The organism is Pseudomonas sp. Q11 (genome assembly GCF_024494355.1).
Lineage (GTDB): Bacteria > Pseudomonadota > Gammaproteobacteria > Pseudomonadales > Pseudomonadaceae > Aquipseudomonas > Aquipseudomonas hefeiensis.
The window spans coordinates 46674-68735 of the sequence record NZ_JAKNQY010000002.1 but is presented as its reverse complement, the minus strand read 5'-3'; the positions used below and the strand labels follow the sequence as shown (position 1 = coordinate 68735).

Sequence of the window (22062 nt, the reverse complement as noted above, 5' to 3'; positions counted from 1 at the left end):
ACAGCAGGCCGCATAGAAATTATGAATTTCAGACCCGTTGGTTGTCGATCCACCGTTCGCCCACGGACATCGCCTCGGCCAGAGCGCTGTGATAGCTGGCCCACGGCCCATGGAGTTCCGCAACCTCGCTTGCCAATCCCGGCACATCGCAATACGTTAGTACATGTGCAGTAACTGGTGAGTCGTCGTTAGGTTTGTGCCATGTGAACTTCACAACCACATAATGCCCGCGGTACTCGTGCGTGATCGGCATATCCAGGCTGTGTGACATGGCCCTCTCCTTGAGCAGCATCGAGCAGAGGGCCGGATCTTCACAAATTCTGGCCAGAACCTCTATCGAGGCTAAAGGCCACCTTTCTCCCTTTCAAAGTCACCCGCACGAGCGGCATACGGGGGCTTGCGCGGATCAGCTAACTACACGGCCTGCAGGGTCGATAACCCGAGCAAACGGGTATTTCTCGCGAAGCCGAGCCAACTCTTGCATGCATCCCATCTCTGAGCCGTAGGTTTTTGTTTGCCATTGCTGAGTTGCAGAAGATTTGTACTGAGCTTGGTAGTTGGAAGACATCGCAGTTCCCTCGGCTAAAAAACGCTATATAGCACAAAGCCATCAGAAACACCTCCCCTCTTTCAAACTCAGTCGCTAATCCCGTAATTCGTCATAGTCTTTGCCTGACTTGTTTTCCTGACTGCGTCTTGGAAGGATCTCTTGCATTGCCAGCTGCGCATCAGGGTCCCCGCATTCAGCCATGCACTCAGACAATCACCGCCACAATCTTCGAGTTCTGGCGCGGTATCGAGTCGAATCTCAATCCGCAAGGACGGCGTGTCGCTCAGCTTTTACTAACGCTATCGGTTGGGAAGAGCGGAATAAAGAGTCCACCGCGACAGAATCACTAGGGTCTCCATAAATCGGCTTAGTTAGTGCTGCGTTTTCATAGTGCCATAAGGATCGCCGCGCGTTTTTTTCAGGTCGACTCCAGCCGTCATGACTGGATAAATCGGCCACAAGCAGACAGTCGTGATGGGCAGAGAGCAGCCAGGAGCTGTACCAACCGCTCTAGCGTACGTCCTTAGTATTGACAGTAATAAAGCTCTAAAAAACCTATTTTTGTTGGGTGGTATTTGAACGCGTTTTTTTACGAGAAACCCAATATTTAAATTAGCAGCCTTGATATTTCGGATGGCGTTTTTCAGAAAAAGCGGCAACCCCTTCGGCCGCATCATCCGTAAGCAGTAAATGGCGTTGCAGTTCGGCCTCTTTTGCTAGCCCTTGCTCCATCGGGAGTTCGAAACTGGCAAAAAGAGCCTGCCGAGCTGCTACTACTGCTAAGGGGCCATTTTTTACAATTCGATCAGCGATGGCGATTGCGGTATTTTCGAGCTCTGACTTTTCAACCAGGTCAGTCACCAATCCACAGTTCAAGGCCGCATCGGCACTTATCTCGTTTCCGGTCAGAATCATTTTCATCGCAACACCGAGGCCGACGATTTTACCGAGCCGCTGCGTACCGCCGCCTCCGGGGATAATCCCCCACCTGACTTCAGGTAAGCCGAAACGTGCATCGGGCGTTGCAATACGAATGTCACATGCCAGAGCCAACTCCAAGCCTCCCGCCACACAAAAGCCGTCAATTGCAGCAATTGTGGGTTTCATAACATCTCTAATCGCTGTCAGCCCGCCGAAGCTGATGGTGCCTTGTTCGCCCTGGCTTTCGGCAATCCTTCGTCGGTGCGGGATATAGTCCAGGATATCTGCGCCTGTACAAAATGCGCGCTCGCCTGATCCCGTCAAAATTGCGACCTTCAAACCTGAATCAGTATTAAACCGTTTCCAGGCAGCCGCTAGCGCGCGCTCGTGCTCAACATCCAGAGCATTGAGTCGCTCGGGACGATTAATCACGATGTGTGCGATGTTTTGATTGATAACTTTAAAATCGATTGGCATCGGAGCATTCTCGCTACGCAATGGATCGGTGTTCAGACTTCCGGGCGAAACATTTCAAATATTTCCCCGATCTGTGCGTAATCGCCGCGGTATCCTGCTCGCAGGATCGGTTGCGCAGCGTACGTATCGAACAGTCCATCCTTCAGATACGCCTCCTGGATGTGCACACCAACCACCTGCCCCAGCACGAGCCAGTTGTCTGTTGGATTGCCGTCAAGATCGAGCAACTGCGTGATCTGCAACAGCTTGCATTCCAACGCTGATGGCGACTCGCCGACTCGCGGCACCGACACGTTACGTCCTGCCACCGGCGTCAAACCTGCCAGTTGGAACTCGTCGACATCCTGAGCGACGATGGCCGAGGTAAGGTTCATCTTCTCTGCAAGCGGACGCGTCGCAAGATTCCAGACAAATTCGCCAGTCTGTTCAATATTGCGCAGGCTGTCTTTGCGGCCCTCACTGCAAAAACCGATGATCGGCGGGAACGCCGCGAACGCACCGCAGAAGCTGTAAGGTGCAAGATTCAATCGACCGCTCGACGAAGTTGTCGATATCCATCCGATCATGCGCGGCGCAACGATTGCCTTGAACGGATCGTGCGGCAGGCCGTGGCCGCCAGCAGGATTATAAAACACGACATCCGAATCAAAATCGACTTCGCCGTGCCTCAATTCACTACTCATGCGTAACTCCAGTGTCTCAACGTGTGCAAATAAAGGTCAGCAAAACCTGGAGCCTGCGTACCTTATAAAGGCAGCACGACAGCTCCAGGTGATGGCTGCAATTAACTGGCTTGGGATAGATCTGGTGCGGACTACGATACGCGGGCCGGGAGCGCTATCTGCGGGAGGGATTGGCTTGTTCGATCAAATCCGTCTGACCAAAGAGGTCTTCGGCGGGCGCAATGCTCGAGAGATCCCGACCGCGTGTTTCCGGCAGGAGCGCCAGGGCAAGTAATGCGCAGGAATAGCCAACGAAGCAGTAGAGAGCGATCGAATTCAACAGGCCGACATATTCTGCCGTTACACCAACCAATGCGACGCTCATCGCGCCAATCGACTTGCCGACGTTGTACGAGAATCCCATGCACGTCGTTCGAATCTGAGTCGGGAAAAGCTCTGACAGCATGGGGCCGAGTCCGGCAAATACACCGTTGATGCCCATACCCACCGGAAGCCCTAAAAGTGCCAGCACCCATGCGTTCATTGGCACCAGCAAATAAACGCCCGTCAGGAAGGCTGAGAATAGACAGAACGCCATGGTGGTGAATCGACGTCCCAAAGAGTCGTTCAGATAAGCGAAGCCGACTTGCCCGATAAAGGACCCGACACTCATCATCGTCACCATCATTGCGACAGACGACGCTGGCAAGCCACGCACCTGAATCAACATTGTCGGCAGCCACACCATGATGGCGTAGCTACTTCCTTGCAATCCGGTGATCAGTAGCGCAGAGAGAAGACTTGAGCGCCGAACGTCCTTGCGAAACGATGAGCGCCATGTCGCAACAGTTACGCCACCTGTGGCTTCTTTCATCTCGCGGAAAATTTCCGGCTCAGGAATGTATCGGCGGAGCAGCAGCACGAACACTGCAGGAATAACACCAACCCAGAACGCCATTCTCCAGGCGATCGACTCCGGAAAGTACGCCAGCAGCAGGCCAGTCACCATTGCTGCAAGTGCCCAGCCTACGGAAAACCCGCTTTGCACTAAGCCTAACGCTTTGCCCCGATGCGCCGGGTTGATAACTTCCGCCATCAGTGCGGCACCGACGGCCCACTCCGCGCCGAAACCCAAACCTTGCAGCGCTCGCACAACCATTAACTGGTTATACGAATTTGTGAGCCCAGCAACGATACTGAAGCCGGTGAACCAGATGATGGCCCACGTTAAAATACGCACACGCCCGTAACGGTCGCTCAGAATACCTGCAACCCAACCTCCCAAAGCAGCGGATAGCAATGAAGACGTAACGATCAAACCCGCCTCCGGCTTGGAGAAATGCCACGTTGCCATCAGGACAGGCAAAAGAAACGCCAAAACCTGATTGTCAAACGTATCCAGAGTCCAACCGCCGAAGCACCCCCAAAACGTCCTTTTTCCCGCGGGGGTGGCCGCTCTGTACCAGTCAAACATCTTCATATCGATCTCCTCTTGGGATGAGACATTCTGCGCTCGCAGTGCTGTCTCAACAGCATTTCCTCAGGGCAGCGCGACGTACTGACACTACTTTCGCGCGACATTCATTTAATTGTTTTTGTTCTTTATGAAACGTCACTGCATATGGCGATCGCGCTAATTTCCACCAGTGCTCCGTAGTGGAGTTCACCACATGGCACGACCGTTCGAGCCGGCGCCGGCTCCCCGATAAACTCCCGGTAAAGCTCATTCACACGCGGCCAGTTATCGATGTTTGATACGTAGATCTGGACGCTCACCAGCGATCCAACGTCAGTGCCTGCCGCGAGAAGCACTTCTCGCATGTTGGTAAGGGCCTGATGAACCTGCGCCTCTAGTCCTTCCGGAAGAGTGAGCTGGGTATCGGTTGTCAGCGGCAGCTGCCCCGACACGAAAACAAAGCCGTTGGCCTTGGTCGCTTGCGCATAGTGCCCCCGCGGCAAAGGGGCTTTGTGAGTCAGAATATGTTTTATCAAAGCGTTCTCCACTGATAGACCTGCCGGGATTTCCGCTCCGTCGCGCTCGCAACACTGGAAGGTTCTCGATGCTCGATGGAATTTTTGTTGTTTCGAAATCGATTTCGATAAAACATTACCACTGAGGATTTGCAAGTTCAACTGCCATGATAGATTTTTCGAAAACGTTTTTAAGGCCAGTAAAATCCAAATGATCTATACATTTATCGTCGCTTAAAGCACCATGATCGCTAAAATAGCCGGCGGACATGGAGTACATCCCCAAAATTGACACTGTCAACAGTCAGCAAAAAATGTGAGTTTTCCAAAAAAATTTGTATGATTTACGAAATCGTTTTCTATCAAAACATGAAGGATGTCGCCATGCGGAGTGGTAAATCGATTTCGATCCACCCATCCAGGTGGTTTCAGAGCGAAGCAAAATGAATATTCAGGAATTTGCAGCCACGCTCAGCCTGTCCATCAGCACAGTGTCAAAGGCACTGAACGGCAAGGAGGACGTGAGCCCGGCAACTCGTAAGCGTGTACTCCAGGCGGCGGCTTTGCTCGGTTTTACTCCGGACCCTTCCGCACGCCGCTTGCGTCGGCAAACCGCCGACACCATTGCGTTCGTGTTATCTCCACCGCAGACCTCGTTCGCTCATCCCTTTTTCCTGGACATGCTGATGGGTGTGAATGAAGCCATGGACAACAGTGGCTATCAGGTCATTGTCGCTTGCGCACGAAACGTGGAAGCGGAGATGGAACTCTTCAAGCGTCTCATCAAACGACAGCGCGTCGACGGCCTACTCTTCGCCCGGACACGTCGGCAAGACGAGCGCATTGCCTATCTTCTCGAACAGGACATTCCCTTTGTCGCTTTTGGCAGAAGCGAAACGTCCAACGCGTTCCCCTTCGTCGATATCGATCATCATGTTGTTGGCCGCTCCGGCTGCGCACGATTCATCTCCTTGGGTCATCGACGGATAGCCCTGGTTCATGCTCCTGAGTACCTCATGTTCAGTCACCTGGAACATGCGGGGTATACCGAAGCATTACATGCTGCGGGCATCCGGTTCGACGAAGCACTTTGTGTAGAGGCCGATATTTCCGAAGAAGGCGGGGCTGAGGCCGCACGCCGGTTGCTCGCGCTCCCGGACCCGCCCACCGCCATCGTATGTGGCCACGACTTGATAGCCTTGGGCGTGTTGCGCGGCATTGCTGAAACGGGCCAATCGCCAGGGCGTGATGTCGGTGTGATTGGCGGAGACAATCATCCCATCGGGCGCTTTGTACAGCCTTCGCTGACAACGTTTTCAGCGGAGACGCATCGTGCAGGTAAGCGAATGGCAGAGATGTTGCTCGAACGTTTGGCCGGTCGGTTGCCCCAGGAACTCCAAGAGGTATGGATACCAGAATTGATCATCCGCGCGTCTGACGGCCCTCATCGTGTCCACAGTCAAAATTCTGCAGAGAGTGTTTTCAATCGCAGGGCTGCAGGTAAGAGGGTTGAACATTAATTTTTGATCTGAGATATGGCACAGGGTGAAGAGGTCGCCCGCCGGTCCGTCATTCAAGGCGACCAAAGGTCCAATGCTGGCGCTGGCCCTCTTGCCCGCGGCTTACTGCCCTGCCATCACCGTAATCAGATGGCCGCGGTCAACGCTGGCACGACCTCAAAGAGATCCCCTACGAGGCCGTAGTCAGCCACTCCGAATATAGGTGCCTCTGGGTCTTTGTTGATCGCCACGATCACTTTGCTGTCCTTCATGCCAGCCAAATGCTGAATCGCTCCAGAAATGCCGATGGCGAAGTACAGGTCAGGTGCAACGATTTTCCCCGTTTGCCCCACTTGATAGTCGTTGGGCACGAACCCCGCATCCACTGCCGCGCGCGAGGCACCCAGTGCCGCGCCCAACTTGTCCGCCAGCGGCTGCAAAAGGTCCCGGTAATTTTCGCCGCTGCCCAAACCACGCCCGCCCGACACGATGATCTGTGCGGCGGTTAATTCGGGCCGATCCATTTTCGTAACCTCTCGGCTCAACAGTGTCGAGATACCCTGATCAGGTGCCGCTTCGATTCGCTCAATCGTTGCGTTGCCGCCACTGGCGGCAGCGGGTTCAAAGCCGGTTGTACGAACCGTGACAACCTTGTGGTTGTCGTCGGACTGCACCGTCGCGATCAAACTTCCCGCGTAAATGGGCCGCTTAAAGGTATCTGAACTTTCAACCCCGATCACATCACTGATCTGCGCAACATCCAACGCAGCGGCAATGCGCGGCGCGACGTTCTTTCCGAACGCAGTCGCGGGTATGAATATATGGGAGTAGCTCTTCGCCAGTTGCATCACGGCAACTTGAACGTTTTCTGCCAGGTTATCCGCAAGGTGCGGAGCCTCTGCAACAAGGACTCGCCGGACGCCCAGGATTTTCGACGCAGCATGGACCGCTGGCTGCAGATCATTTCCCATGACCAATAAATCGATATCGCCACCAATTATCTGTGCGGCTGCTAGCGTGTTCAATGTGGCGGGCTTGACTGCCTTATTGTCATGTTCAGCAATTACCAGAATAGTCATTTTCTACCCAGCCCTATAGCACGTTGGTTTCAGTCAATTTTTCGAGCAACGTCCGCACATCCGGCACCTTGATACCAGCGGAGCGATTTGCTGGCGCCGCGACGCGCAGCGTTTTCAGCCGTGAAGTCACGTCGACGTTGAGTACCTCGGGCGTCACTATTTCCAGAGGCTTCTTCTTCGCTTTCATGATGTTTGGCAGCGTGGCGTATCTAGGCTCATTGAGCCGCAGGTCCGTGGTCACCACGGCAGGTAGAGTTAGCAACAGTGTTTCAAGGCCACCGTCGACCTCACGTGTCACTTGAAGTTTGTCCTGCGTAATCGAAACATTTGAAGCAAACGTCGCTTGCGAAAGCCCGGCCAGGGCTGCAAGCATCTGGCCGGTCTGGTTACTATCATCGTCAATGGCTTGCTTGCCCAAAATGATTAACTGCGGGGCTTCGCGGCTGACGACCGCGTGGAGAAGTTTTGCCACAGCCAGCGGCTGTAATTCGACTGACGTTTCGACAAGGATCGCCCGATCGGCCCCCATCGCCAACGCGACTCGCAGTGTCTCTTGGCATTGCGACGGCCCACACGAGACAACGACCACTTCAGTCACTGCGCCCCTCTCCTTTAGCCGAACGGCCTCCTCCATTGCGATTTCGTCGAAGGGATTCATGGACATTTTTACGTTGGCGAGTTCGACACCGCTGCCATCGGCTTTCGGCCGCACTTTCACGTTGTAGTCGGCGACTCGCTTAACTGAGACTAATGCTTTCAATTCGCTCTCCTGCGCAAAATAAACAACAGATTTGCATGTCCTGCCGAGCGGGATATCAGGCTGACCCGATAGCGCGCCAAAAGGGTTCGAAATCCGGGTCGCGTTTTTCCGTAAACGCATCCAGCCCCTCCTGCCATTCGGCGCGGGGAACGTCGGTAACCGAACGCTGCACGCGTGCCCAGTCATATCCAGCATGGGCATGCAGATTCCGCTTGGCAGTCGACAGTGCAACCGGAGGCGCCTTCGAAACGATCTCTTGCGCCCATGAAACGGCTCTTTCGACGACGGACTCACGTGGGACTACTGCATTGACCAGGCCTCTGGCAACGCCTTCGGCGCTATCGACTCGTCTACCGCTCAAGACCAGCTCCAGAGCGACCCGAGAACCCACCATCGATTGAAGGAGTGCCAAACCGGTATTCGGAATCACCCCGCGCGACACTTCGGGCAGGCAGAACCATGCCTCCTCTGCGGCCACGACCAGATCACACGAAAGCGAGAGCTCAAAACCGCCTCCTAACGCCCCGCCCTGTACCGCGGCGATGACAATACGAGGTTCCTCAACCAACCGTTTGAACAACAGCGCAGGATCGGTCGCCGGATCAGTGTGCTCCATCCAGCCATCGCGTAAATCGTCGATATTCGCACCGGCGCAGAACGCTGTTCCAGTCGAAGCAATCACGATCGCGCGCGCGGATGCGGCGGTGCTGAGCTCAAGCGCCTCGAACACTTCGCTGACGATACGGCGGGACAGCGCATTGCGCCGCTCCGGGTCGTTAAGCGTGATGACAGCAACGCCGTCACGCATCTCGAAAAGAATTTTCGTGAAATTTCCAGACATTTTTATTACCTCACAGGAGCAGTGGAAGGTGACGCAGAGCTCACGCTCACTGCCCCTTAAGCAAATGAACTCGGATCGCGTCCGGAATGACCGTTGGCTCGCGACGCTCGATGTCGATGAGCACGCAGATCGCCCGCGCAGACGCGAAGCATTGAGAACCGACGAACAGTCCCTGTGCCAGCTCAAAAGACGTGCGCCCTACTCTGATGGTGGCGGACCCAATCTCGACGCCCCCTGGGAAATACACTTCGCTCAAGAAGTCGATCGACAGGTGCGCAACCACCACGATCTTGCCCGCCATCGAAGTTTTCAACGCCTCGTCGGCGAGCATTTCCATTCGCGCCGCTTCGAGCAACGTCGATATCACCGCATTGTTCACGTGGTGAAACTGATCGGTATCAGCGTTGCGAAGCTTCTCACGGGTCCAGAAACCGCACTCTTCGCGCGCGAGAGGCGGGTTCCGAACGGGTGATTCAGCACGGCTCGACGTTGATGAAGGCGCGGTTGACATGCCGCTTACTCCTCGTGCATGTGTACCGTCGCTTCATGCTCGGTTCGCAGATAGAGCGTCTCGGCCATGGGTTGACGCATCTCTTCCAGCACATGCCCGACCAATCCAACGGCTCGCGCCGCGACCGCCAGACCACGACAGATTTTCCAGGTGATGCCCATCTCTGAAGCGACGGCGCCCATGGCTCCTGTCACATTCAGGGGCAGTGGGCGGCCGGCCTGACGTGTAGCTTCCTCAGCGATCGCATCCATCAGGGCGACATAAGGCCCGTAATAGCCGGTCTCTTTCGCGACCTCGAACAGCGCAACGCTGCGCGGGTCGATAGGCTTATGGAAAGGGTGTCCGATACCCGGGATGATTTCCTTGCGGGAACGATATGCAGTGACGATCTCGACCGCCTTTGCCTGTGGGTCCGCCAGTGTTGTATTGGCAGGAATCGTTTCCTGCAACAGCTTGGCGGCATTGTCGAGCGAGCCGACAAAGACAGACCCAAGGCCCAGCAACCCGGCAGCTACCGCCGCCTGAACGGCCTCTGGCGCGCCACAATAGGTGAATCGCGTGGCCAGGGACGATGGCGTGATCCCATGCTCGACCAGAATGACCATCATTGCGTTGAACATCCGTAACTCGCGCTCTTCTGGCAGTCGACCGAACAGTTGCAAGAATGTCATCTGGCCAAAATCGATCTTCCCTACAATTTCATCGCACAGATCGAGCCCGTGAATGACCACTTTTGTAGGGGTCGCCCACGCGATATCAGACCTCACTTGAGTGTCTTTCATTATTTCGCTCCTATTGTTGTCGTGATGCAATTAAACGGAAAGTTCGGCCGCTGCCATTTCGCGCAACTTGGTCTTTAGAATTTTCACGCCATTCGGACCAGGCTTCTCCGGAAACTCATTTACAAAAATAATGCGTTTCGGAACTTTGTAATTGGCAATCCCGGCCTTGCAGTAAGCGAGCAACTTTGCTTCCGATAACTCCGTATCGGCGGAGATAACGAAAGCAACCGCAACATCGCCTGTGCCCTGCTTTTTCACGGCAACCACCTGCGCGCCGATAACACCCTCGTGCTGAGTCAGGAACCGTTCGATTTCCGAAGGATCGACCAGGTAGCCGCCGAGCCGCATACCATCGTTAAGGCGTGCCAGATAGATGAAACCATCGGCCGTACGGCGCACCAGATCTCCGGTCTTGAACCAGCCGTCCGCGGTGAATGCGCCTGCAGAGGCGGCCTCGTTATGCAAATAACCGGTCATGATGTTGTAACCCGTCATCTGCAATTCACCTTGGTCTCCTTCGGTAACTTCAAGACCAGTGTCACCGTCAATTACACGCAGGCGAATCTCAGGAGATACCGGTGAGCCGCCACCGAGTGCGCGAACGCCCGGGTCGTCCTGTGGAAAGCGTGTCGCCGCAATGGCGAGACATTCCGACATGCCATACAAGCCAGTGAGCAACAGATTCAAATCCTGTTCGGCTTTTTTACAGATCGCTTGGCCAAGGCCCGCAAATTCGGTGAAACCAGCGCGCCGCCAGGAAACCAGCGAATATTGCGTAGTGTCGAGAATCCGCTCAAAAAGCCCATCGGAGCCGAAACTGTGAGTGACACCGTGTCGCTCGATTGCTTGCGCGGCATCCTCACCTTTGAAAACCGGCATCAGGACGCAGGCAGCGCCTACGGCAATGGCAGCGAGTGCCTGCCCAAATCCCAGGACGCCGTACAACGGCAATGCACACAGCATCACGTCGCCCGCGCGGACTTCCAGTGCGCGTGAGACGTTCAGGGCGTGTTTCGCAATGCCCAGCTGTGTGTGCAGCGCCAGTTTCGGATGCCCGGTAGTTCCTGAGGTGCTGAAGGTGATCAGAGGTAATTGAATAGACGCCGTCACTGCAGACGAGTGCGCCACCGCGCCGTCACTCATGAGGCCGGCGTTAATATCGACGCAGATAATATGTTCGAGCGTCGAATTACTCGACTTGAGCGAAGCTGCCGCGGTTACGTAGTCGTAATCAAGAAACTCCTTCGCAATAACCAAGCCTTTTGCACGGCTCTGGTCAATCACATGGTTCGCTTCCGCAACCTTGTACCGGGTACTGATCGGTACAACGATCACACCCAGCGAAGCCGCCGCGAAAAGCAACTGCAACCACGCTGGACTGTCTGGAAGCCAGACAGCCAGTACATCACCCGATGTGAAACCCAATGATGAAAGATAATTAGCCGAATTGGACGCACCGACGCTGAGTTCAGCGCGGCTCACTGACAATTCGCCGAAATGACAGGCGGGCAGCTCAGGGTGATGCGCCAGCAAATCACCAAATGCTTGAATCGAAATATCAGTATTGGAGATACCGTCGTACTGAGCCGAAACACTCAACGTTTTCGGCAAAGCCGACTCATTCAAATCAGAAGTCGTTTTCAAGATGATGGCCTTCCACGAAGTCTTAAACGGAAAGCGCATATCGCGCAATTTGCAGGCGTTGCATTTCCGAGGTGCCCTCTCCGATACGGAAGGCTCGAGCATCACGATAAAAACGCTCGATCGGCAGTTCGCACATGTACCCCATGCCGCCAAATATCTGTAATGCCCGGTCCGCGACACGACAGCCCATTTCACTCGCATACAACTTGGCCCGGGCGGTCGCAATCCTCGCCTGAGGGACATCAGCCTCGACCAGTTCCGCTGCCCGTTGAATGAGCAATCGTGCGGCTTCAATCTCGACATCGTTGTCGGCGATCATCAATTGAATCGCTTGATGGTTGGCTATCGCCGTACCGGAAGCGGTGCGTTCATTTGCGTACTCACAAGACATGGTGTGCGCGCGAGCCGCGAGGCTGGTCGAACGGCATGCTGAAAGAATCCGGTCGTGGTTGATCGACTCCATCATGACCAGGAAGCCATCACCCGGCTCGCCGAGCACATCTGCATCGGGCACGAAACAGTCTTCCAGCGAGAACCCGTTGAGGTGGTAACCGCGCCACCCCATCTTCTTGTATCGAGTCATGCCAACGATGCCCGGATTGCGCCTTTCGACGATAAACGTCGTTAGCTTGCTCTTGAGGGATGCGTCGGCATCAGTGACGGCGAGCACGATGATGTAATCCGACGTTTCCGCATGCGAAATGAAGTGCTTGCTGCCGGTGAGCAACCAGCCCCCTTCAGTCTTCGTGGCACGGGTACGCAGATTGCTCAGATCGGAGCCAGCGTTCGGTTCGGTTAATGCGTAAGTCAGGATCTTTTTACCCGATAGCAGATCCGGAAGAAGCCGGGCCTGTTGTTCGGCATTGCATCGCCCAAGCGAGAGCGGAAGATGACCGAAGACTTCGCTCAAGGGCACAGAGGTGTAGGTCATTTCCTCGAGGACCGCCAGCTTGGCCGCGGCGTTTAGACCAGGACCGCCAATCGATTCGGGCAGGTTGAAACCATACAGGCCCAATGCCGCGACTTCGGAGCGCAATTGAGCGAGCAGCGATTCGTCGACATCGTCGGCCGTCTCGATCTGCTCTTCCAGAGGGACCAGGCGCGAACGTACGAAACGGCGCGTGGTTGTGCGAAGCATTTCGATATCTTCACTATCCATTATTATTCTCCAATCGGTTTGACGAAAACGATTTCGAATTAATATAGATAGGTAATATTTGAATTACAAGAGCCGAGGGTCGGTTTTTCGAAAACGTTTTCGATAATTGATAAACGTCACTCGTCCAACAGGCGCGTGACAGAAAAATCAGTCGTTAGAGGGGGTCAGCGGCATGCCATGGGACGAGCGAAGAATCAGTTCTGGCGTCCAGACTTCCTGCAATTGCTCGGGCGATTGGCCCTGCATCAGCGCCAATAGCAACTCGACCATACGCTGCCCGGCGGCAACGGTCGGCGCGGAAAAAGTCGTCAGGGGTGGGTTCAGGTAAGGCCCGAGCGGATGGTCGTCACAGCCGATGATTGCGATGTCATGCCCTGGACGTCGGCCGGTTTCGAGAATGGCCTGAATCGCACCGGCGGCCATCAGATCGTGTCCACACATGATCGCCGTGGGAGGGTTCTTCAACGCCAGCAGTTGTCGAGCACCGACCAGACCGCCCTCCTCGCTCATGGGTGCCTCGACCACCAGCGCCGGGTCGAAGGGAATCCGCGCAGCATCAAGCGCCGCGCGGCTGCCGTCCTGCAAGTGTTTACTCATCATCAATTCAGCCGGGGTGCTCAGCAGACCGATGCGCTGATGGCCCATTGCAATGAAGCGTGCCGTACCGTTGCGCCCGGCCACCGTACGGTCGATGTCCACGTAGGGAAAAGGCTCACCCGTTTCACTTCTACCCAAGGTAGCGAAGGGCATTTTGCGCTCTTGAAGGTAGCGGATCCGTGGGTCATCTCGGCGGGTTCGTCCGAACATCACCGCATCGACCCGATGACGTTCAACCATACGACGAAAGCTTTCAAGCTCGCCCTCAGGGGTTCTCCCGGAAACGATGACCAACTGGAATGGGGTCTTTTCCAAGGCCTGGTCAATACCCATGAGCAGGTCTAGAAAGAACGGGTGAGCGAAGTGAGTCTGCGGAGGCGACAATACGAAGCCGATGGTCTCGGAGCTCTGAGTGCGCAATCGTCGGCCGGCCGGGTCGACCACAAAGCCAAATTCCTGCGCGGCTTCAAGCACCCGTTTGCGGGTGGCTTCGCCAACGTCCGGGCGATTGTTGAGGGCTTTTGAAACGGTGGATACCGCTATTCCCAAATGACGGGCAAGCCCTGCAATGTTGATTCGTTGTTCCAATGGAAGCTCCGCCGTAGTCCCGCTGATACGAGGGGCCACTCTACCATTGCTACAACGGGCGACGAATTGGTTTTCCAGTGGAAACGGGCGTTGCGACAAACTCAAGGCATACCTCTCATGCACCTCAGTCAGTCGGAACAGCCCGCGAAAGCCACCGACGGTTGGCCAGAAGCGGCTAAGTTCCGGGTCTCAATACCGCCCTGAATGTCACCCTGCCCCCCATTACTCTCTCGTATGCTTGCGCCGCACGGGATAGCGGAAACTCCTCGATCATCGGCTTTACGCCAGACAAAAGACTGAAGGCCAGCGTTTCCTGAGATTGCGCCGCTGTCCCTGACGGCCAGCCGAGAATGGAATTGCGCCGCATCACAAATTGCGGAATCGGTACTTCAACGGGTTCTTGTGACCAGCCCACCAGGATCATCTTGCCGTTGATACCGAGACCGCCAATCGTGGCGCTCATGGCCTTGCCGCTGGGAACGGTTGCCAGGATGACCCGAGCGCCGCCCAGTCCCAGGAGCACTTGCGCTACGTCCTGCGCGCTGGCATCGATGTAATGGTGGGCACCCAATTGTTTGGCCAGCGGCTCGGTGCGCGCCCCTCGGTCAATAGCCACGGTGACAAATCCCATCTTGCGTGCAAACTGCACGGCCAAATGCCCCAAGCCGCCGACGCCGAGCACAGCAACTACATCCCCAGGACGCGCACCACCATTGCGCAATGCGTTGAAAGTCGTGAGGCCTGCACACAACAGAGGCGCGGCATCGACATCCGCCAGGTCATCTGGCACGCGTACCAGCGCCTCTACAGGGGCAATCATGTACTCGGCGTATCCACCATCGTAGCTGATGCCGGGAACGCGCAGATCGGCGCAAAGCACAAAATCGCCATGCCGGCAGTTCTCACATCGCCCGCAATGCCCACCGTGCCAGCCCACGCCTACGCGATTGCCGCTGTGCCACCCTTCGACACCCGGGCCAACCCGTTCGATCACCCCGGCGACTTCATGTCCAGGCACTCGAGGGTACTGCAGACCAGGCCACTCGCCGTCCACGGTCAACGCATCGCTGTGACAGATCCCGCAGGCCTGTACCTTGATCAAGACATGCCCTTGGACCGGTTCCGGTATATCGCGTTCGACAAGTTCGAGCGGCCCTCCCGCGGATGAAACCTGAATCACTCTCATCGTTTTCTTGACTGCTGCCTGTTCCGTCATCGCTTCAGACTCCTGCCAGTAATAAACAACGCCGGCTTCCCGACCTGGCAGTCGGCAGCCAGCAACGATCAGCGTGCGTCAGTGCAATGCACCTTCTCGGCTCTTGGAGATATCTTCGGGTGTGATGTCGCCCTTACTCTGGCCAAAGCGGCGCAACACAAAGGTGCTGATGGCCGCCAACTCGGCATCGTTGTAGCTATGGGCGAAATCAGGCATGCGCTGGTCAGCGCGCGCGGCGTTAGGTGTATGGCCTTCCAGCAGGGTGGCGATCAAGTTTCTGCCCGCCGGATCGTTGACCGTTTTCAGGCCTGCCAACCCGCCCGCCGGAGATTGCCTGCCGCTGCCGTCTAGCAGGTGGCACGCCACACAGGTGTCGTTGAACAGCTTCGTGCCTTGGCCCTTCTGCAACGCTGCGTCATTCAATGCGAGGACGGGACGCGTCACCCCTTGAGCTTGCGGCGCGGTGCTTTTGAGGAAGACAGCAATGGCTTTGATGTCTGCGGGTTCCAGATAACGCAGGCTGTGTTCGACGGCATCCGCCATGGGTCCGCCTGCACCGCCATACCCCGGCGCATAACCTTTGGACAAGTAACTGATCAACGCCTCTTCGGGCCACTCGCCGATGCCGTGTTGGCGGTCGGAGCTGATGTTATAGGCCTGCCAGTTTCCCAGTTCCGCGCCGGCCAGGAACTTGCCGGAATCCATGGCCTGGAACAGGTTGCGTGGCGTGTGGCACTCGCCGCAGTGCCCCGGCCCCTGGACCAGATAGGCACCGCGATTCCACTCGACGGACTGCTGGTTGTCGGCGACAAAGCGCTCATCCGGCGCGAATATCCAGTTCCAGAACATCATTCCCCAACGCTGGTTGAACGGGAACCCGATAGTGTTTTCCGGGGGGCGCTGGCTGATCGGCTCCAAACTGAACAGATAGGCCTTGATCGCCAGAATGTCCTCCCGGGACATCAGGGTATAGGAGGTGTAGGGGAACGCCGGGTAATAGTGCTTACCCCCCTTGCCCACACCTCTTTGCACGGCGTTGACGAAATCGTCATCGCTCCAATCGCCAATACCGGTGTCCTTGTCAGGGGTGATATTGGGAGAGTAGAGGCTACCGAATGGCAATTTGAACTCCAGCCCTCCGGCATAGGGTTTGCCCCCCGGCACGACGTGGCAGGCCACGCAGTCGGCGGTTCGCGCCAGGTACTCGCCTTTACTGACCACGGTCGCCTCGGCTGCAGTACTGGGTAGCGCAAAGCAACCGACAAGCAGCCCGAGCACAGTGTGGATATGCTTCATGCTGCGCTCCTTAAACGGTGAAATAGCCGAAACGGCTCAATGGCAATCGACGCTCGCGCACGCCCGTCGCGGCGAACAGTGCATTAACCAACGCTGCCGCAGCCGGGACCGCACCGGTTTCACCCACACCGCCGGGACTTTCCTCGCTATTGACGACATGCACCTCTACCGGTGGCGCGTCGCTCATGCGGATCTGCCGATACTGATGAAAATTGGTCTGTTGAACCTGGCCTTGTTCAATCAGTATTTCGTTGAACAACGCGGCCGAAAGGCCGAACAAGGTGCCGCCCTCCAGTTGCGAGGCCACAGAGGTTGGGTTGTGAGCAAAACCACAGTCGATCACGCTCACCAGACGCTTAATGCGCAACCCCTTTTGACCCTGCGCCTCAAGCTCGACGATAGTGGCGACAAAGCTGCCGAAAACGGCGGACACCGCCACGCCCCTGCCGGATCCGGCGGGTAGCGGGGTGTCCCAGCCGATCAGTTCAGCGGCCTGGCGCAACACCGCCTTGGCGCGCGGCTGAGCCTGCATAAGGCTCAGGCGGTACTTCACCGGATCGACCTTGGCGTTATGTGCCAATTCATCGATGAAACTCTCCACCGCGAAGGTACCGCGAAGGGGCCCGACCCCACGCCACCAGGACACGGGGATCACTTCGGGCTCGTGGCGAATGTAGCGAACCTGCAAACTGGCCAAGCTGTAGACAGGGTCTTTCGCGACTTCCACGACGTCGAAGTCGACGCCATCAGGCGGCAGTGATCCAAGGTAAGCCGCCACCACTGAAGCGCCGGCAATTCGATGTTCCCAGCCCACCGGGCGCAAGTCCTCGTCGAGGGCCGCATTCAGACGGTCGACGTATTGCGGGCGATAACAGTCATGGGTCATGTCTTCTTCACGGCTCCAGATCAACTTGATCGGGTAGCTGAGATGGCGGGCAATATCCACCGCCTGAAAGATGAAGTCAGATTCCAGCCGCCGACCGAACGCTCCGCCAATCAGTTGGTTGTGCAACACAACCTTGTCGACCGGTAGCCCGCATATTTTCGCGGCACCCGCCTGAGCGATACCGGGCGCCTGGCTGCCGACCCAAAGCTCGCAACCTCCGGCATGGACATGGGCAACACAGGTCATGGGTTCCAAAGGTGAATGGGACAGGAAAGGTTGTTCGTAGATCGCCTCGAAACGGCTGCTGGCATTTTTCAGGGCGGTCGCGATATCTCCACTCTGATGGGCAAACACACCGTTACCGGCGCTCGCCTCAAACAGCGATTTATCCAGTTGCCTGGAGTCCAGACTCACGCGAGGGCCGAGATCCCAGTCGATCGCCAGGGCTTTGAGTGCCTGCTGACAGGCCCAAAAGTTGCTGGCCGTCACCGCGACCGCGTTATCCAGACGCACAATATCGCGCACACCCGGAATACCTAGAGCCGCGGCGTCATTGGCGACCCCGCGCAAGGTGCCGCCATGAACCGGGCAGGTGATCGTCGACGCGATCAGCATGTCGGGGACGTATAGGTCGATGGTGTATTTGGCGTTGCCATTGACCTTGTGAGGTGTATCCAGTCGTTGCGCGGGTTTGCCGAGGAGTTTGAACTCGGCGATGGGCTTGAGCGGTATATCGGCGGGCAGCGGCAGCGCAGCTGCGGCGTCCACCAAATCACCATAGGCCGCGACTTGTCCATCAGGGCCCAGCACCTGGCCGTTGAGGGCACGGCATTGACTCGGGGCGACCTGCCAACGCAACGCAGCAGCCTCAATTAAAACGATGCGGGCGCAAGCACCTGCCTTGCGCAGAGGCTCCCAGGCGTAACGTGTCGAGGTCGAGCCACCCGTCAATTGCGAATGCAATAACGGATCGGTATATAGCTGCTCATTAGGCGGTGCCTCGGCAATGCTGACCTGGCTTAACGGCACTTCCAGCTCTTCGGCGACCATCATGGCGATGCCGGTCTGGATGCCTTGTCCCATCTCTATTTTGGGCGAAATCACGGTCACATGACCGCTGTGATCCACCCGAACAAAAGCGCCGTAACCCTTTTCAGCGGCATCGCCCAGTTGCGCGCGTTTAACTGTGCTGGCCGCAAAACTGCGGGAAATCGCTGGAGGCAGAAAAGTGCTGATCACCAACCCACTCAGTACTGCGCCCCCCTTGAGCACACCGCGTCGCGATAACACGGCGGGAGAGCGTTGTGTATCTGACATGATCACTTCCTCAGGCTTGGCTGACGCTTTTGATCGCCGCACGGATGCGCGTGTAAGTGGCGCAGCGACACAGGTTGCCGGACATGGTGCTGACGATCTGTTCGTCATCGGCATGGGGGTGAGCCTGCAGCAAAGCGACTGCAGACATGATCTGCCCCGGCTGGCAGTACCCGCATTGCACCACTTCATGTTCCAGCCATGCCTTTTGTAGCGCCTGGCCGATAGGATGTTCGGCTATCGCCTCAATGGTGGTGACCTTACGACTGGCCACGGCGCTGACAGGCAATACACAAGAGCGGACTGCTTGCCCATCCAGGTGCACCGTGCAGACGCCACACTGCGCGATACCGCACCCGTACTTGGTTCCGGTCAGCCCTAGCACATCACGCAAGACCCAAAGCAATGGCATGTCATCAGGGACATCCACTTCACGCTCCAGGCCGTTGATCATCAGATTTTGCATCGCTACCTCTACGGGCAATCACGGTAAGTGCGCCTCCCGGCATAAGTGATCTCATGGGATGACGCGACAGTTTTGGTGTTGAATCGATCGCTGCGATCACAAACGCAGCGTTGTGCATGTTGGTAAGTCTTCACTGGTCGCTTGCACATAGCGGGCGCGCCCGGCTCCCAGGCCAGCGATGATGGCAGCGCCACCGATCAGCGCGAAAATCCAGCCTGCCGCATTCCAGTTTCCCGTTTTATCGTGAACCAGGCCCACGGCGAGTGGCCCCATGGATGCCAGGGTGTAGCCGACGCCTTGGGCCATGCTCGACAAGTTCGCGGCCACGTCGGAATCTCGCGAGCGCAATACGATTAGGGTCAATGCCAGGCTGAAAGCGCCCCCCTGCCCCAAGCCCAGCACGATGGCCCAGCCCCACAAGGTGCCAAGGGGCGCATACAGACAGCCGAACAGCCCACCCAGAGTCAGCAGCATCACAATCAGGATCGCCCCGCGTTGGTCGGTCCTACGTGCAGCCAACCAGGACGCAGCAACCGCGCCGACCAGTTGCAACATCACAGAGCCGGAAAGCACCCAGCCTGCCTCGCCCGGCGTGAGCCCCCGGCCGATGAGGATCGACGGCAACCAACCAAATACGATGTAGCTCAGCGATGATTGCATCCCCATGTACAACGTCACCTGCCACGCCAACACGTCCCGCAGCAAACCATTCACCCGATTTCGCCTGGGCTGCACACCTCGCGGGTGCCGAACCTGCGGCAACCAGAACAGCGCAGCCACCATCGCAGGCACCAGCCAAACACCCAGTCCCATGCGCCAGTCATTTCCGAAGTAGTGGCTCAGCGGCACGGTAAAACCGGCTGCAAGCGCAGCTCCGAGACACAGGGCCGTCGTGTAAATGCCGGTCACAGTCACGGCCCGTCGAGCAAAATCACGCTTGACGATGAGCGGCAGTAACACACCCAGTACCCCAATACTGGCGCCTGCCAGCAGGCTGCCGATAAACAGGCCGGCCTCACCCAATGAACTGCGCATCAGAATTGCAGTCGCCAGGGTCAGAAGGACACCCAACACCGTTCGCTCAGGGCCAAAACGCTGGGCCAGAATCGGAGCCAATGGCGCAAACAATCCAAGGAACAGGACCGGCATTGTGGTCAGCACGCCCGCCGTCGCCGCTGAAAAGCCCAGGATTGCGCTTACCTCACCGAGCATCGGTGACAAGCTCGACAACGTCGGGCGCAGGTTCAGTGCCACCAGAATCAACCCCAGCAACAAAAAACAAGGAGCACGCAAAGCCGCGCGGGACATGGTTTTTCTCGTGTAGAAAATTCGGAGGAAGGCGTTTCATCGACCAGGGCTCATCCACGACACAGCAATCCGCGGCCAAGCGCACCGAAGGCTGTGTCGTGGCAAGTTTCAACAGATAAAACGGCGCGTGTTATGCAGAAGGCGCGACGCGGATCAATTTACGATTGATGAATTCGCTGATCCCCAACTCCGAGAGTTCACGCCCGAAGCCAGAATTCTTGATCCCACCGAACGGCAGGCCCGGCGAATCCGCGTAGCAGGAGTTGATGTAAACCATGCCGGACTCGATGCGCGACGCAATGCGCTTGGCGTTCTCGATGTCGGCATCGAATACGTAACCGCCAAGGCCATAAGGCGTAGCGTTGGCCAATTTGATCGCCTCTTCCTCAGTGTCCACCATATAGAAGGACAATACCGGGCCGAACGCTTCCTCGCGGTACAGCGGATTGTCTTCGGAAATGTCGGTGATGATGGTCGGTTCAAGGAAGAAGCCTGGTCGGTCTACACGATGACCGCCAAAGACAATCCGTCCACCCGCAGCTTTGGCGGCGTCGATCTGTTTGAGTAAACCGTTGAGCGCGGCTTCGCTGACCAGCGGTCCGAGCAAGGTGGATTCATCAGTTGGATCGCCAACTTTGACGGCCGCAAAGCGTTCTTTGAGACCCGCCAGCGCCTTTTCCCCGCGCTCCTTGCCGATCACGATGACTCGCTTGATGTTCACGCAACCCTGGCCTGAGTTGTACAGGCGACCTATGGTGCATTGATCCAGGGCATGCTCTAGAGGAGCGCCGGGCATGATGATCGCCGGGTCACTGCCACCCAATTCAAGGATGACCTTCTTCATGTGACGGCCAGCCCGAGCGCCAACGGAGGCACCAGCCCGCTCACTGCCGGTCAATGCCACACCACGCACGCGACTGTCGTCGATCAGGCTAGCGATTTGGTCGATGCTGCAAAATAGATTGGTGTAAGCCCCTTCCGGTGCGCCGGCCTCCTCAAACAAACGCGCAAAAGCGAGCGCACATTGCGGCACGTTTTCAGCGTGCTTCATCATAACCACGTTGCCTGCGATGAGCTGAGGTGCGGCGACACGGGCCAACTGATAATAGGGGAAATTCCACGGCTCGATCGCGAGGATAACGCCGAAGGGTTCGGCGACCAGTGTCGCCCCAGGCTCGCCTGGCAACGCCTGTTCAGCCAGCAGTCGCTCACCGTGCTCGGCGTAGTAATCGAGAATGTCGGCCACCAGATCGACTTCAAAATGGCCGAAACGAGTGACCTTGCCCATTTCCAGTGTCGCGTACTGCACGTATTCATCACGCTTGGCTCGTAAAATCCGCGCGGCCTTGGCCACGATACCCGCCCGCTCGGACACTGTCCGGTGCCGCCAGTCCTGTCGAAAACACTGCTCGGCTTGATCCAGTGCCGAAAAAACCTCTTCGTCTGTTTGAAGTGGAAACTCCTTAACCAACTCGCCCGTTGCCGGGTTAATCGAACGAAAGCTCATCACTCATTCCTCGTCTTGGACGTTATGA

The 22062-nt window shown here is 56.8% G+C and carries 19 protein-coding genes and 1 pseudogene; 1 reads left to right on the top strand and 19 read right to left on the bottom strand.

Annotated features, from left to right (window positions below; genetic code table 11):
- Nucleotides 1-28: 28 nt before the first annotated feature.
- The 5 genes from MA884_RS02380 to MA884_RS02360 form a co-directional block, all read right to left on the bottom strand.
- Complete coding sequence (locus MA884_RS02380) at nucleotides 29-271, bottom strand: hypothetical protein (RefSeq protein WP_256228837.1); 243 nt, start codon at nucleotides 269-271, stop codon at nucleotides 29-31.
- Nucleotides 272-1162: 891 nt separating this feature from the next.
- Nucleotides 1163-1948 (bottom strand): enoyl-CoA hydratase/isomerase family protein, encoded by a 786-nt coding sequence (locus MA884_RS02375; RefSeq protein WP_256228836.1) that lies wholly within the window; start codon nucleotides 1946-1948, stop codon nucleotides 1163-1165.
- 32 nt (nucleotides 1949-1980) lie between these two features.
- Complete coding sequence (locus tag MA884_RS02370; RefSeq protein WP_256228835.1) at nucleotides 1981-2631, bottom strand: flavin reductase family protein; 651 nt, start codon at nucleotides 2629-2631, stop codon at nucleotides 1981-1983.
- A gap of 154 nt (nucleotides 2632-2785) precedes the next feature.
- Nucleotides 2786-4090, bottom strand: coding sequence for an MFS transporter (locus tag MA884_RS02365; RefSeq protein WP_256228834.1), 1305 nt, complete (start codon nucleotides 4088-4090; stop codon nucleotides 2786-2788).
- A 122-nt stretch (nucleotides 4091-4212) separates the two neighbouring features.
- Nucleotides 4213-4737, bottom strand: coding sequence for a RidA family protein (locus tag MA884_RS02360; RefSeq protein ID WP_256228833.1), 525 nt, complete (start codon nucleotides 4735-4737; stop codon nucleotides 4213-4215).
- 287 nt (nucleotides 4738-5024) lie between these two features.
- Here MA884_RS02360 and MA884_RS02355 point away from each other — a divergent pair, with 287 nt between their 5' ends.
- A complete protein-coding gene (locus MA884_RS02355; protein ID WP_256228832.1) occupies nucleotides 5025-6101 on the top strand; it encodes a LacI family DNA-binding transcriptional regulator in 1077 nt (358 codons plus the stop codon).
- Nucleotides 6102-6226: 125 nt separating this feature from the next.
- Here the strand turns inward: MA884_RS02355 and MA884_RS02350 are convergent, their stop codons facing one another.
- The 14 genes and pseudogenes from MA884_RS02350 to MA884_RS02285 all read right to left on the bottom strand — a co-directional run bounded on the left by MA884_RS02350 (nucleotide 6227) and on the right by MA884_RS02285 (nucleotide 22034).
- On the bottom strand, nucleotides 6227-7159 hold the full coding sequence (locus MA884_RS02350; RefSeq protein ID WP_256228831.1) for an electron transfer flavoprotein subunit alpha/FixB family protein: 933 nt from the start codon (nucleotides 7157-7159) through the stop codon (nucleotides 6227-6229).
- A 13-nt stretch (nucleotides 7160-7172) separates the two neighbouring features.
- Entirely contained in the window at nucleotides 7173-7919 is a 747-nt protein-coding gene (locus MA884_RS02345; RefSeq protein ID WP_256229183.1) for an electron transfer flavoprotein subunit beta/FixA family protein, read from the bottom strand.
- Between the two features lie 55 nt (nucleotides 7920-7974).
- Complete coding sequence (locus tag MA884_RS02340; RefSeq protein WP_256228830.1) at nucleotides 7975-8760, bottom strand: enoyl-CoA hydratase/isomerase family protein; 786 nt, start codon at nucleotides 8758-8760, stop codon at nucleotides 7975-7977.
- A 46-nt stretch (nucleotides 8761-8806) separates the two neighbouring features.
- Entirely contained in the window at nucleotides 8807-9271 is a 465-nt protein-coding gene (locus tag MA884_RS02335; protein ID WP_256228829.1) for a thioesterase family protein, read from the bottom strand.
- A gap of 5 nt (nucleotides 9272-9276) precedes the next feature.
- Nucleotides 9277-10053, bottom strand: coding sequence for a citryl-CoA lyase (locus MA884_RS02330; RefSeq protein WP_256228828.1), 777 nt, complete (start codon nucleotides 10051-10053; stop codon nucleotides 9277-9279).
- Between the two features lie 30 nt (nucleotides 10054-10083).
- Entirely contained in the window at nucleotides 10084-11697 is a 1614-nt protein-coding gene (locus MA884_RS02325; protein ID WP_256228827.1) for an AMP-binding protein, read from the bottom strand.
- A gap of 22 nt (nucleotides 11698-11719) precedes the next feature.
- Nucleotides 11720-12856, bottom strand: a complete 1137-nt coding sequence (locus MA884_RS02320; protein WP_256228826.1) for an acyl-CoA dehydrogenase family protein — start codon at nucleotides 12854-12856, stop codon at nucleotides 11720-11722.
- A gap of 147 nt (nucleotides 12857-13003) precedes the next feature.
- Nucleotides 13004-14041: a LacI family DNA-binding transcriptional regulator gene (locus MA884_RS02315; RefSeq protein ID WP_256228825.1), complete on the bottom strand. Its 1038-nt coding sequence runs from the start codon at nucleotides 14039-14041 to the stop codon at nucleotides 13004-13006.
- Nucleotides 14042-14216: 175 nt separating this feature from the next.
- A complete protein-coding gene (locus MA884_RS02310) occupies nucleotides 14217-15257 on the bottom strand; it encodes an alcohol dehydrogenase (protein ID WP_256228824.1) in 1041 nt (346 codons plus the stop codon).
- Nucleotides 15258-15335: 78 nt separating this feature from the next.
- On the bottom strand, nucleotides 15336-16553 hold the full coding sequence (locus tag MA884_RS02305) for a cytochrome c (protein WP_256228823.1): 1218 nt from the start codon (nucleotides 16551-16553) through the stop codon (nucleotides 15336-15338).
- A 10-nt stretch (nucleotides 16554-16563) separates the two neighbouring features.
- On the bottom strand, nucleotides 16564-18756 hold the full coding sequence (locus MA884_RS02300; RefSeq protein ID WP_256228822.1) for a molybdopterin cofactor-binding domain-containing protein: 2193 nt from the start codon (nucleotides 18754-18756) through the stop codon (nucleotides 16564-16566).
- A 10-nt stretch (nucleotides 18757-18766) separates the two neighbouring features.
- Nucleotides 18767-19219, bottom strand: coding sequence for a (2Fe-2S)-binding protein (locus MA884_RS02295; RefSeq protein ID WP_256228821.1), 453 nt, complete (start codon nucleotides 19217-19219; stop codon nucleotides 18767-18769).
- Between the two features lie 96 nt (nucleotides 19220-19315).
- Nucleotides 19316-20503 (bottom strand): annotated as a pseudogene (locus MA884_RS02290) (CynX/NimT family MFS transporter); the annotation flags it as partial.
- A 154-nt stretch (nucleotides 20504-20657) separates the two neighbouring features.
- Nucleotides 20658-22034: an NAD-dependent succinate-semialdehyde dehydrogenase gene (locus MA884_RS02285; protein WP_256228820.1), complete on the bottom strand. Its 1377-nt coding sequence runs from the start codon at nucleotides 22032-22034 to the stop codon at nucleotides 20658-20660.
- Between the last annotated feature and the right edge of the window lie 28 nt (nucleotides 22035-22062).

What these genes read in the sequence shown, in the direction of transcription:
- MA884_RS02380 (WP_256228837.1), bottom strand. Translation starts at nt 271, where the DNA reads ATGTCACACAGCCTGGATATGCCGATCACGCACGAGTACCGCGGGCAT.
- MA884_RS02375 (WP_256228836.1), bottom strand. Translation starts at nt 1,948, where the DNA reads ATGCCAATCGATTTTAAAGTTATCAATCAAAACATCGCACACATCGTG.
- MA884_RS02370 (WP_256228835.1), bottom strand. Translation starts at nt 2,631, where the DNA reads ATGAGTAGTGAATTGAGGCACGGCGAAGTCGATTTTGATTCGGATGTC.
- MA884_RS02365 (WP_256228834.1), bottom strand. Translation starts at nt 4,090, where the DNA reads ATGAAGATGTTTGACTGGTACAGAGCGGCCACCCCCGCGGGAAAAAGG.
- MA884_RS02355 (WP_256228832.1), top strand. Translation starts at nt 5,025, where the DNA reads ATGAATATTCAGGAATTTGCAGCCACGCTCAGCCTGTCCATCAGCACA.
- MA884_RS02350 (WP_256228831.1), bottom strand. Translation starts at nt 7,159, where the DNA reads ATGACTATTCTGGTAATTGCTGAACATGACAATAAGGCAGTCAAGCCC.
- MA884_RS02340 (WP_256228830.1), bottom strand. Translation starts at nt 8,760, where the DNA reads ATGTCTGGAAATTTCACGAAAATTCTTTTCGAGATGCGTGACGGCGTT.
- MA884_RS02335 (WP_256228829.1), bottom strand. Translation starts at nt 9,271, where the DNA reads ATGTCAACCGCGCCTTCATCAACGTCGAGCCGTGCTGAATCACCCGTT.
- MA884_RS02330 (WP_256228828.1), bottom strand. Translation starts at nt 10,053, where the DNA reads ATGAAAGACACTCAAGTGAGGTCTGATATCGCGTGGGCGACCCCTACA.
- MA884_RS02320 (WP_256228826.1), bottom strand. Translation starts at nt 12,856, where the DNA reads ATGGATAGTGAAGATATCGAAATGCTTCGCACAACCACGCGCCGTTTC.
- MA884_RS02310 (WP_256228824.1), bottom strand. Translation starts at nt 15,257, where the DNA reads ATGACGGAACAGGCAGCAGTCAAGAAAACGATGAGAGTGATTCAGGTT.
- MA884_RS02305 (WP_256228823.1), bottom strand. Translation starts at nt 16,553, where the DNA reads ATGAAGCATATCCACACTGTGCTCGGGCTGCTTGTCGGTTGCTTTGCG.
- MA884_RS02300 (WP_256228822.1), bottom strand. Translation starts at nt 18,756, where the DNA reads ATGTCAGATACACAACGCTCTCCCGCCGTGTTATCGCGACGCGGTGTG.
- MA884_RS02295 (WP_256228821.1), bottom strand. Translation starts at nt 19,219, where the DNA reads ATGCAAAATCTGATGATCAACGGCCTGGAGCGTGAAGTGGATGTCCCT.
- MA884_RS02285 (WP_256228820.1), bottom strand. Translation starts at nt 22,034, where the DNA reads ATGAGCTTTCGTTCGATTAACCCGGCAACGGGCGAGTTGGTTAAGGAG.